Annotated in this window: 11 protein-coding genes and 1 tRNA gene; 6 read left to right on the top strand and 6 right to left on the bottom strand. The window is 55.2% G+C overall.

Going from position 1 to position 10,043, the window contains the following annotated elements:
• On the bottom strand, positions 1-625 hold a 625-nt coding region (gene petA / locus ACILQA_RS07665), incomplete at its 3' end, for a ubiquinol-cytochrome c reductase iron-sulfur subunit (protein WP_395629161.1).
• Between the two features lie 285 nt (positions 626-910).
• Here petA and ACILQA_RS07660 point away from each other — a divergent pair.
• Positions 911-2,284, top strand: coding sequence for a class II 3-deoxy-7-phosphoheptulonate synthase (locus ACILQA_RS07660; protein ID WP_395629160.1), 1,374 nt, complete (start codon positions 911-913; stop codon positions 2,282-2,284).
• Positions 2,285-2,338: 54 nt separating this feature from the next.
• On the opposite strand, the gene ACILQA_RS07655 is transcribed toward ACILQA_RS07660, so the two are convergent.
• From ACILQA_RS07655 to ACILQA_RS07645, 3 genes are all read right to left on the bottom strand, one after another.
• Complete coding sequence (locus tag ACILQA_RS07655; protein ID WP_395629159.1) at positions 2,339-3,034, bottom strand: response regulator transcription factor; 696 nt, start codon at positions 3,032-3,034, stop codon at positions 2,339-2,341.
• 149 nt (positions 3,035-3,183) lie between these two features.
• Positions 3,184-3,258, bottom strand: a tRNA-Gln gene (locus ACILQA_RS07650).
• A gap of 62 nt (positions 3,259-3,320) precedes the next feature.
• Positions 3,321-4,409: a branched-chain amino acid aminotransferase gene (locus tag ACILQA_RS07645; RefSeq protein WP_395629158.1), complete on the bottom strand. Its 1,089-nt coding sequence runs from the start codon at positions 4,407-4,409 to the stop codon at positions 3,321-3,323.
• 60 nt (positions 4,410-4,469) lie between these two features.
• On the opposite strand from ACILQA_RS07645, the gene ACILQA_RS07640 reads away from it, so the two are divergent.
• The 4 genes from ACILQA_RS07640 (at position 4,470) to ACILQA_RS07625 (ending at position 7,201) form a co-directional block, all read left to right on the top strand.
• The gene (locus tag ACILQA_RS07640; RefSeq protein ID WP_395629157.1) at positions 4,470-4,979 is read left to right on the top strand and encodes a MarR family winged helix-turn-helix transcriptional regulator; all 510 of its coding nucleotides are present in this window, start codon (positions 4,470-4,472) and stop codon (positions 4,977-4,979) included.
• Positions 4,979-5,305, top strand: a complete 327-nt coding sequence (locus ACILQA_RS07635; RefSeq protein ID WP_395629156.1) for a phosphoribosyl-ATP diphosphatase — start codon at positions 4,979-4,981, stop codon at positions 5,303-5,305. Before ACILQA_RS07640 ends, ACILQA_RS07635 begins: the two co-directional genes overlap by 1 nt.
• 1 nt (position 5,306) lies before the next feature.
• Positions 5,307-5,684 carry a histidine triad nucleotide-binding protein gene (locus tag ACILQA_RS07630; protein WP_395629155.1) on the top strand — a complete coding sequence of 126 codons (378 nt, stop codon included), beginning with the start codon at positions 5,307-5,309 and terminating at the stop codon, positions 5,682-5,684.
• Between the two features lie 68 nt (positions 5,685-5,752).
• Positions 5,753-7,201 carry an amino acid permease gene (locus ACILQA_RS07625; RefSeq protein ID WP_395629154.1) on the top strand — a complete coding sequence of 483 codons (1,449 nt, stop codon included), beginning with the start codon at positions 5,753-5,755 and terminating at the stop codon, positions 7,199-7,201.
• 94 nt (positions 7,202-7,295) lie between these two features.
• Here the strand turns inward: ACILQA_RS07625 and ACILQA_RS07620 are convergent, their stop codons facing one another.
• Both ACILQA_RS07620 and radC read right to left on the bottom strand, forming a co-directional pair.
• On the bottom strand, positions 7,296-8,549 hold the full coding sequence (locus ACILQA_RS07620; RefSeq protein ID WP_395629153.1) for a multidrug effflux MFS transporter: 1,254 nt from the start codon (positions 8,547-8,549) through the stop codon (positions 7,296-7,298).
• Positions 8,550-8,596: 47 nt separating this feature from the next.
• Entirely contained in the window at positions 8,597-9,292 is a 696-nt protein-coding gene (gene radC, locus ACILQA_RS07615; protein WP_395629152.1) for a DNA repair protein RadC, read from the bottom strand.
• 321 nt (positions 9,293-9,613) lie between these two features.
• Between radC and ACILQA_RS07610 the strand changes: the two genes are divergently transcribed.
• The gene (locus ACILQA_RS07610; protein ID WP_183941376.1) at positions 9,614-9,931 is read left to right on the top strand and encodes an AtpZ/AtpI family protein; all 318 of its coding nucleotides are present in this window, start codon (positions 9,614-9,616) and stop codon (positions 9,929-9,931) included.
• Positions 9,932-10,043 lie beyond the last annotated feature (112 nt).

Raw genomic sequence — 10,043 nt, 5'->3', positions numbered from 1 at the left:
AAATGAATGCGAATTCCGGAACGACGAGATTTGTCGGGGCTGGGCCCTTCCGGATACGTGCGGCGGTATCATAATGTGAACCATGGCATGGGCAGAAATAGCCGCCATATTCACCCTTAACTTCACCCGCTGCGGCACCAAGCGGCACGCAACCCAAATGGGTGCAAACGCCGAGGGTAATCAGCCAATTTTCTTTGCCTGGTTTGGTGCGATCAGCAAGGGTTTGTGGATCGCGCAGCGAACCCACATCAACCTTATTTGCTTCTTCGACTTCAGCAGGCGTCAGATTGCGGATGAACACCGGCTGTTTGCGCCAGCTGGTCTTAATCGACTGACCTGGCTGGATAGCGGCAACGTCAACCTCGATGGAGGCGAGTGCCAGCACGTCCGCGCTTGCGCTCATCTGCGATACCAATGGCATCGCAACCGCTGCTGCACCTACGCCCGCGAAGCTGACGGCTGCGACGTGAATGAAGTCGCGGCGACGAACGCCCGAACCTTCTGCGCCACCATGATTCTGGTCACCAGCTGCAGCTTTCGTTGCGACTGAAGCGGCCGGCGCAGCCGCCGGCTTTTTTACTGCCGGCTTTTTCGCCGTGCTTTTTGTCTTTTTGACTGTCGACATAATCTGCCCTTTTTGCGTTGCGGCGGTTAAACCGCAATAGCGTCGAAATCCCGTCTCTCCCCAAGCTGAAAAGCCATTCGCCTTACAATTGGGTCGATTCAGCGGGCCTGATAGACGCCTTTAACGGCTTTTGCCAACAGTGAATTTGGTGTCGCGCATACCAAATAGCGCTATGCCGATTGCATTTTGCAAAACCGGCGTAAATTCGCGGCTAATGCTTGCTTCTCGCAACATATTACGCCTAAAGGGCGCGTCTTTTGAATGAATATTGTTGGAGTAGATCGCATGGCGACACCTTGGACGCCGGATAGCTGGAGAAGCGCGACGGGCATTCACATGCCTGAATATAAGGATGCAGCAGCATTAGCCGCAACCGAAGAGACACTGCGCAACTATCCGCCGCTGGTTTTTGCAGGCGAGGCGCGCAATCTGACCGCGGATCTTGCCAAAGTGGCCAACGGAAAGGCGTTTCTGTTGCAAGGGGGCGATTGCGCCGAAAGCTTTGCCGAATTTCATCCCAATAACATCCGCGATACATTCCGCGTCATTCTGCAAATGGCGGTTGTGCTGACCTTTGCGGGCAAGCTGCCGGTCGTGAAATTGGGCCGGATGGCTGGCCAGTTTGCCAAGCCACGCTCAACCCCCACCGAAACAATCAATGGCGTCGAACTGCCCAGCTATTTCGGCGACATTATCAACGACATTGAATTTGTTGCCGAAGGCCGCGAGCCTGACCCGGCGCGGATGATCCGTGCGTATAGCCAGGCTGCATCAACGCTGAACCTGCTGCGCGCGTTTTCCAACGGTGGTTACGCCAATCTGCAGCAGGTCAATGCGTGGACGCATGATTATATGGGCCGCTCGCCATGGGCGCAGAAATATAAAGAAACCGCAGACCGCATTAGCGAGGCGCTGGCGTTCATGGAAGCCTGCGGCATCACGCCAGAAACTGTCCCGCAAATTAAGGGCACAAGCTTTTACACCAGCCACGAGGCATTGTTGTTGCCGTATGAGCAGGCAATGACACGTCAGGACAGCCTGACCGGCGATTGGTACGATACGTCGGCGCACTTTCTGTGGATCGGCGACCGCACCCGCTTTGACGGTTCGGCGCATGTCGAATTCTTGCGCGGCATCGGGAACCCCATTGGTATCAAATGCGGACCAAGCCTTGAACCCGACGCGCTATTGCGCATGTTGGATGGGTTGAACCCATCGCGCGAAGCAGGCCGGATCACGCTGATCTCGCGTTATGGGTATGACAAGGTTGAAAGCGGATTGCCCACTTTGGTGCGTGCCGTCCAGCGTGAGGGGCATCCGGTTATCTGGTCATGCGATCCGATGCACGGCAATGTCGTCAAATCCGCCAGCGGATATAAAACGCGTCCGTTCGAGCGTATTTTGGCTGAAGTCCGCGGCTTCTTTGCCGTGCACCGTGCAGAAGGCAGCTTTGGCGGCGGCATCCATATCGAGATGACGGGTCAGAATGTTACCGAATGCACCGGCGGTGCGGTTGCTGTGACGGACGAAGGTTTGGCCGATCGGTACCATACGCATTGCGACCCACGGTTGAACGCCGCGCAATCGCTTGAACTCGCTTTCCTGTTGGCAGACATACTTAATCAGGAAATGACCGAGCGGGCGAAGAAAGCCGCATAAGCATCCGTAAGCGACTGCGGGTTGCTATATCTGACCCTAGATGTTCGGCCGAAATTAACGCGTCTGGGCGATCGTTTCTAGGCGGTAGCCGTATCCGAAGACCGTTGAAATGCGAAAGCCGTTTTCGGGCTGCAGGTTCAGCTTTGAACGCACGCGCGAGATATGCATGTCCAACGTACGCGTCGCCAAGGCCGCGGTCGTCCGCCAGATCGCCTCCATGAGATAATTGCGCGACAATGTGCGGTTGACATTGCGGAAGAAAAAGTCGGCCAATTCAAACTCTTTGGCCGTCAGTGCAATGATTTGCCCATTCACAAAGACCGTCTGTTCAATCCGGTTCAAGCGATAGTTGCCATATGTCGCTTCGGTATCAAACGCGCCACCAATTGCGCCGCAGCGTAATGTCGCACTGATGCGCGCGGCGATAACCGCGCGGTCTTCTGGCTTACTGATATAATCAGCGGCCCCGGCATAAAGTGCCTCGGTAATGTCTTTTTTCGCAGACCGGTTGGTTATCATCATGACCGGCGGTTGCTTGGGCAGCGTCTCTTGCATCCATTTCAGAATCTCGAGACCATCTTTGCCGGGCATGTTCCAATCGAGCATCAGCAAATCAAACGGGTCGCTGACCAAGGTCCGCATAAGTGCGTTCCCATCGGTATATCCAACCGCAGCATGGCCAAGTTCTTCGACGATTGCTTTCAGATGATGAACCACTTCTGGCTCATCGTCTGCAATTACTACCCGCATATTTTGGTCCGCCCCTCAGCAAGTTGCCGAATATCGGCGCCCGTGAGAAAAACATGCCGATAAACATTGTGTTACCAGCCGTAGGCCCAAAACATTTACAATGTCTTACATGTGCGGATGAGGTGCGAAATTGGCGCGGATTGAGGAAATGGCTGGGGCGGCAGGGATCGAACCTGCGAATGGCGGCATCAAAAGCCGCTGCCTTACCGCTTGGCGACGCCCCAGCAAGCCAGCAATCTGGCCGATGTGCGCGGCTTATATCGTGCGAATCTCGTAGCGCAACAGCTTAATCGATGCGTTGCACCCAACCATGGGTGTCTGCTGCCGCTCCGCGTTGGATATCCACAAGTTTTGTGCGGATTTGCTGGGTCATTTGCCCCGCGCCGCCCGCGCCAATGGTGAAGGCGCCTTTGGTAGATTTCACCGTGCCAACTGGGGTCACGACCGCTGCAGTGCCACAAGCAAAGACTTCAACGAGCCGTCCGGATTCGGCATCGGCGCGCCATTGGTCCATCGCGTAGCGCTCCTCACGGACGTTCAAACCTTGCGCGCGGGCAAGCGTGAGAACCGAATCGCGGGTGATGCCTTCCAAAATCGTGCCGTCGGCTGGCGGTGTCAGCAATGAACCGTCGTCGAACAGGAAAAACAGGTTCATGCCGCCAAGTTCTTCGACCCAGCGATGTTCGGCGGCGTCCAGAAAGACAACTTGGTCACAACCTTGGCGAATGGCTTCGGATTGGGCGACAAGGCTGGCGGCATAATTACCGCCGCACTTTGCCGCGCCCGTTCCGCCGCGTGCGGCACGGGTATATTGTTCCGATACCCAAATCGAAATCGCCGGTGCGCCGCTTTTGAAATAATTTCCGGCCGATGACGCGATGACCATGAACAGATATTCTGCCGACGGCTTCACACCCAAAAACACTTCGCTGGCGATCATGAAGGGGCGCAAATAAATCGACCCGCCATCGACCGGCGGAAACCAGTCCTTGTCGACCTGAACCAGTTGGCGGCACGCCTGCAGAAACATCTCTTCAGGCAGTTCGGGCATGGCAAGGCGCTTGGCCGACCGCTGGAAACGGCGGGCGTTCTGCTCAGGACGAAACAGCGCCATCGACCCGTCTGCAAGGCGATAGGCCTTTAAACCTTCAAATATTTCCTGCGCATAATGCAGCACAGCCGTCGCGGGATCGAGCGTGAGCGGCGCACGCGGTCCTACTTTCGCGTCATGCCAGCCTTTGGCGTCCGAATAGCGGATGGTGACCATATGATCGGTGAACACACAGCCAAAGCCGGGATCAACCAGCCGCGCAGTCCGTTCCGCTATATCAACGGGGTTTGGGTTCGCCTCAAATGGAAATGCGCCGGACGTCATAGATGCTCTCGTCAGTTAGGGTCTTGCTTCGTCCTATGGGCTGGGCTTAGATACGTCAATATGGCTGCCCCATCTTCTGTATCTGTTGCGCCGACGGCGTCACCCTTGTTTCTGCGCGAGCATGAGGTGCGGCGCGGCGTTGAGCTTTTGTTTTTCGGTTATACGCGGCTCACGCGCGCTATAGACAACGGATTGGCAGAGCATGGCCTTGGCCGCGCGCACCATCGTGCGCTGTATTTCATCGCCCGCCAACCCGACCTGACGATTAGCGAATTGCTCAAAATCCTGGCGATCACGAAACAGTCTTTGGGCCGGGTGCTGACCGACTTGGCGGAGAAAGCGTTGGTCGAAACGCGCACGGGCGTGGTCGACCGGCGGCAGAAGCTGCTGCGTCTGACTGCAGAGGGTGTCCGATTTGAAGCGCAGCTATTTGATGCACTGCGCACGAGCCTTGCGTCCGCTTATGCCGCGGCAGGGCAGGAATCGGTCACAGGTTTCTGGCGCGTTTTGGAAGGGTTGATACCCGCAGAGGACAAGGCCATGGTTATCGCCCTGCAGAAGGACATTTGATGCGCGACACGCTTGCACGACTTGAACACACCATTGCCCAGCGGTCGAACGCTGCGCCCGATAGCAGCTATGTGGCGTCATTATTCGCCAAAGGGCGCGAGAAAATTGCGCAGAAAGTTGGCGAAGAAGCCACCGAGACCATCATTGCCGCGCTGTCGGGAAATGCCGAACATCTTACTGCTGAAGCGGCAGACCTGCTTTTCCACCTGATGATCTTGCTCAACGAGGGCGGCGTGGCATTTGACGATGTTCTCGCCGAACTGGACCGCAGGGACGGCGTATCCGGCCTGGTGGAAAAGGCTGCGCGCGACAATTCCGGAGAATAAGATGCCAATCGATGCGACGCTGCCTTACGATGACCAGAATATCTTTGCCAAAATCCTGCGCGGGGAAATTCCCTGCAAAAAGGTTTTTGAAGATGACTGGGCACTTGCCTTTCACGACATCAATCCGCAGGCACCGACGCATGTCCTCGTCATTCCCAAAGGCGCTTATGTCAGCTGGGACGATTTTAGCGCCAAAGCAAGCGACGCGGAAATAGCCGGATTCGTCCGCGCTGTCGGCCACGTCGCGCGCGCATTGGGTCTGGTCGAACCCGGATATCGGTTGCTCGCCAATATCGGAATGGATTCGCATCAGGAGGTTCCGCACCTGCATGTCCATATTTTTGGTGGAAAACCGCTCGGGCCGATGCTTATGCGATGAAATTCAGTTGCGCTAATACACGGAGTGTTTAGTTCGACTATGGAGCTGTAATTTTTTGGGAGATGAGTATGATTTTCGGGCGCGTAAAGCCGCTTGATGCGATCTTGGCTACGGCTGAGAAAAAATCGCTCACGCGAACGCTGGGGGCTTTTCAGCTTACCATGCTAGGTATTGGTGCCATCATTGGCACCGGCATTTTTGTTTTGACCGCGGAGGCTGCAAATAAAGCTGGTCCGGCTATGATGATTAGCTTTGTCATCGCTGCCGTGGTTTGTGGACTTGCGGCATTATGCTATTCTGAATTGGCATCAATGGTGCCTGTTTCAGGGTCGGCTTACACTTATAGCTACGCCACTTTCGGCGAAATCATTGCATGGATTGTCGGCTGGGCGCTTGTCCTTGAATATGCCATCGCGGCCTCTGCTGTGTCAGTGGGTTGGTCTGGATATATGGTTGGGCTGGTTGAGAATATCTTTGCGATAGAGGTCGGTAATGACTTTGTTGCTGGGCCATTCGACGCAAACCCCGGCATTATCAACGTACCCGCTATGCTCATCGCATTATTGTGTATGGCGTTATTGTTGATTGGGACCAAAGAAAGTGCGCGCTTTAACGCAATCTTGGTCGCTATCAAGGTGTCGGCTCTGATGCTCTTTCTTGTTCTGGCATTGCCAGCAATGAACGCAGAAAATTTCCAACCATTTAGCCCGAACGGCTTTTTCGCGAAGGAAGTTGTCGATCCGATTACGAATAACATGGTCACAGTCGGCGTTGCGGCTGCGGCAGCGTCTATTTTCTTCGCTTATGTTGGTTTCGATGCCGTTTCCACAGCGGCAGAGGAAACGATTAATCCGCAGCGGAATATCCCAATCGGTTTGATTGGTTCGCTGGCTATCTGCACCATCATCTACATGTTGGTTGCTGCGGGTGCTACGGGCGCTGTTGGAGCGCAGCCGGGTGGTGAACTGTCACAATCAAAAGAAGCTTTGGCCTTCGTGCTCAATGAAATTGGTCACGGATGGGCAGGGAAGCTTGTGGCTATTTCGGCTGCCATTGCATTGCCTTCGGTTATCTTGATGATGATGTTCGGCCAAACCCGCATCTTTTTCGTGATGGCGCGCGACGGATTGCTGCCTGACATGTTTTCCAAACTTCACCCGAAATATGGAACGCCGCATGTCGTAACATTGTGCACAGGTATATTTGTGGCATTGTTTGCTGCACTTTTCCCTGTTGGCAAATTGGCTGACATTTCAAACTCTGGCACTTTGTTCGCATTCTTTACCGTTGCGGTCGGTGTCATGATCTTGCGTCGTACCAATCCCGACCGCCCTCGGCCATTCCGCACACCTTTGTACTTCTTGGTTTGCCCATTGGCTGCCGCAGGTTGTGTGTTCCTGTTCTTCCAGCTTTCCGGTTATACGGAACTTATGTTCTTGGGTTGGACAACAATTGGGTTGGTTGTGTATTTCTTATATAGCCGCCGCCGGAGCCATGTTGGCCAGGGGATTGCGTAACATCGGAGCGCCGAAAAGTGGTTTAGCTGCGATTTGGTAAATTGGTTACCAGACGACAAAAGGGCAGGGGCGCTTCGGCGCCCCTTTTCTTTGCCTAGCTGCGGGGATTAGCAGGAATAGCTTGGGTCGTGCCGGGACGCGTAAACAGCTTTCCCTTTTCGCACCATAGAACCAATATCAGCGCGGCAAGCCCGCAACACAGAAAGCCAAGCGCGACAGGAAAGACGCTGCCGTCAAATTGCTGTCCGATGATAGCGCCAAGCGAGGCAGCCAAGGCCGTGCGCACGAACGTCTGAAACGACGACGCAGCGCCCGCGACATGGCCAAAGGGTGTCATCGCAATCGACGAGAAGTTGGAGCCGATAAACCCAACCATCGCCATATTGCCCGTCAGTAACAATAGGAACAACGGCATCGACTTCGGCGCGAATTGCGCCGCGAGCAATTGCAACGCGCCAAGGGTGATGAAGGTCAAAAGCGCGGTGTGCGAGACGCGGCGCGCGCCAAAACGTTCCACAATCCGCGCATTGGTGAAGTTGGACACAGCGATGCCAATGGCAATGATCGCAAAGCCAATGGTGAAAAAGTCGGCGGCGTTGAACACCTTGTCAAACATTTGTTGCGAGCTGTTGAGGTAGCCGAACAAAGCGCCCTGAACTATCCCTGCGCCAATCATATATCCTGCCGCGTTGCGGTGCAGGACGACGGCTTTCCATGCCTTTGCCAACGCGTGGGGTTCAATCGGAATGACATTTTCCGGCGCAAGTGTTTCGGGTAAACGGAAATATACCCAGATCGCGGCAAACACGGCCATGAACGCCATCAGATCGAATATCACCCGCCAGCCTGCAAACAGCAGGACCATTTGCCCGACGGTTGGCGCGATAATCGGCACGATCATGAAAATAAGGAATATGGTCGACATCCGCCGCGCCATTGCGTCGCCTTCGAACTGGTCACGGATAACGGAGATGACCAGCACGCCCATTGCCGCCGCGAGCAAACCATGCGCGAAACGCATCGCGAGCATCATTTCAAAGTCCGGGGTAATCGAACAGGCGAGCGAAAAAACGGCGGAGCCTGTGATGGCAATCAGCAATATCGGCTTGCGGCCATAGCGGTCGGACAGCGGACCATAGATCAGCGCGCCAATGCCGGTGCCAGCAAGAAAGACAGAAATAATATGCTGGATCTGGTTGGGATCGGAAACCTTCAGCCCCTGTGCCATCGCGGGAAAGGCGGGCAACATGGAATCAATGGCCAACGCGTTCAGCGCCATCAGCGATGCCATCATGATGGTCAATTCGCGCGGGCCGATGGATTTTTTTGCAGAAGCGGGGGAGGTCATGTTGCGGCTATGGGGTAGCAGCGGCAATAATTCCACCCGCTAAATCTTTAAATCAGCCCGGCGCTCCGCATGCTGGAAAAGCCGTCTTTGCCGATGATGATGTGGTCATGCACGGTTATCCCGAACTTCTGCCCCGCCTCTGCAATGTCCCGCGTCATGGCAATGTCTTGCCGGCTTGGGCTGCTATCGCCGCTGGGGTGGTTGTGGACAAGGATGATGGCCGCTGCGCCCAAGTCCATCGCGCGCCGGATGACTTCGCGTGTGTAAATCGCCGCCTGATCGATGGAACCTTCGCTCGCGATCTCATCGCGGATTAACATATTTTTGCTGTTAAGATATAAGGTCCGCACGCGCTCAATGGTCAGATGCGCCATGTCGGCGCGCAGATAGTCCAGCAACGCCTGCCATGATGACAAAACCGGCATCTCGCGGACGGGCGCGCTTAAGAGACGCAGGGCAGCCACTTGGACGATTTTCAGTGCAGCGACACTTGTTTCGCCCATCCACTTTTCGCGCATGATGCTGTCGGCATCGGCCGTTAACAAGGCCGACAGGCTGCCATATCGCGCGATCAGATCCTTGGCGATTTGCTTTGTATCGCGGCGCGGAATGGCCAAGGCGAGCAAATATTCCACCAGCTCATGGTCGTGCAGGCCTTCGCCTTGCTGTTCAAAAAGCCGCTTGCGCAGACGCGCACGGTGGCCGGTGCCATGATGTTCGATTTTATCCGCGCCGTCCACCATCAGCACTGTCCTTTTGCGATAATGCTCTTTTTGGAGATTTTTGCGACGGGTGCAAGTCGATTGACGCGAATCCAGCGCATCTGAATGAGACCCGCTTTGTCCGTAACAACTGAAACATATTCAGGACGACCAAGATATAAGGGTATCAGCCGAACCAAAATAGCGGGCCGGGACAGCGATGCTTCGGCCCTTTCTATTGCGACGCAACATTCTTGGCGACGCGCTGTTGACTTGACGCAGGCGCTCTCCTAAAGCGCCGATGCCTAGGCGGGGTTGCCCCGATTGCGTGGCGGTTCCGTGTGTTTATTTGGATGGAATCACATGATGTCGGACAATTCCGGGCAGGATGGAAAAGGCAAAAGTGACGCCCGGCTCGTGTCGTTGGATATGCAGCTGAAAGCGGCGCGGAAAGCCGAAGCAGAACGCTCAGGTCAAGATCAGGCTCCAGCCAAAGGAATGCGGCAAGGGAACAGGGTTTTAACCGAGTTGATCGCGGGTCCTGCTGGTGGTGCTTTGGTTGGCTGGGTCTTGGACCGCTGGCTGGGTATCGCACCTGCGCTCCTGTTGACCTGCATGTTCTTGGGCATTGCAGTCGCCTTCAGGAATATAATAAAGATTTCAGCAGAGCGTCCGGACTAAACCGGGCGCTTGACGTGTATATAACAGGGTAGTGAACGTGGCAGGCGAAAGCGGCAAAATCGATCCGATGTACCAGTTCAAGATTGAGCCGCTCGCGCAGCTTAACCTTGCA

The organism is Sphingorhabdus sp. (assembly GCF_044239005.1).
Classification (GTDB): domain Bacteria; phylum Pseudomonadota; class Alphaproteobacteria; order Sphingomonadales; family Sphingomonadaceae; genus Sphingorhabdus_B.
The sequence above is the reverse complement of the archived record's forward strand: the minus strand, read 5'-3'. Positions and strand labels throughout refer to the sequence as shown.

Excerpts from the sequence above, each read along its gene's own strand:
- ACILQA_RS07660 (WP_395629160.1), top strand. The coding sequence starts at position 911 with ATGGCGACACCTTGGACGCCGGATAGCTGGAGAAGCGCGACGGGCATT.
- ACILQA_RS07655 (WP_395629159.1), bottom strand. The coding sequence starts at position 3,034 with ATGCGGGTAGTAATTGCAGACGATGAGCCAGAAGTGGTTCATCATCTG.
- ACILQA_RS07645 (WP_395629158.1), bottom strand. The coding sequence starts at position 4,409 with ATGACGTCCGGCGCATTTCCATTTGAGGCGAACCCAAACCCCGTTGAT.
- ACILQA_RS07640 (WP_395629157.1), top strand. The coding sequence starts at position 4,470 with ATGGCTGCCCCATCTTCTGTATCTGTTGCGCCGACGGCGTCACCCTTG.
- ACILQA_RS07635 (WP_395629156.1), top strand. The coding sequence starts at position 4,979 with ATGCGCGACACGCTTGCACGACTTGAACACACCATTGCCCAGCGGTCG.
- ACILQA_RS07630 (WP_395629155.1), top strand. The coding sequence starts at position 5,307 with ATGCCAATCGATGCGACGCTGCCTTACGATGACCAGAATATCTTTGCC.
- ACILQA_RS07625 (WP_395629154.1), top strand. The coding sequence starts at position 5,753 with ATGATTTTCGGGCGCGTAAAGCCGCTTGATGCGATCTTGGCTACGGCT.
- ACILQA_RS07620 (WP_395629153.1), bottom strand. The coding sequence starts at position 8,549 with ATGACCTCCCCCGCTTCTGCAAAAAAATCCATCGGCCCGCGCGAATTG.
- radC (WP_395629152.1), bottom strand. The coding sequence starts at position 9,292 with ATGGTGGACGGCGCGGATAAAATCGAACATCATGGCACCGGCCACCGT.
- ACILQA_RS07610 (WP_183941376.1), top strand. The coding sequence starts at position 9,614 with ATGATGTCGGACAATTCCGGGCAGGATGGAAAAGGCAAAAGTGACGCC.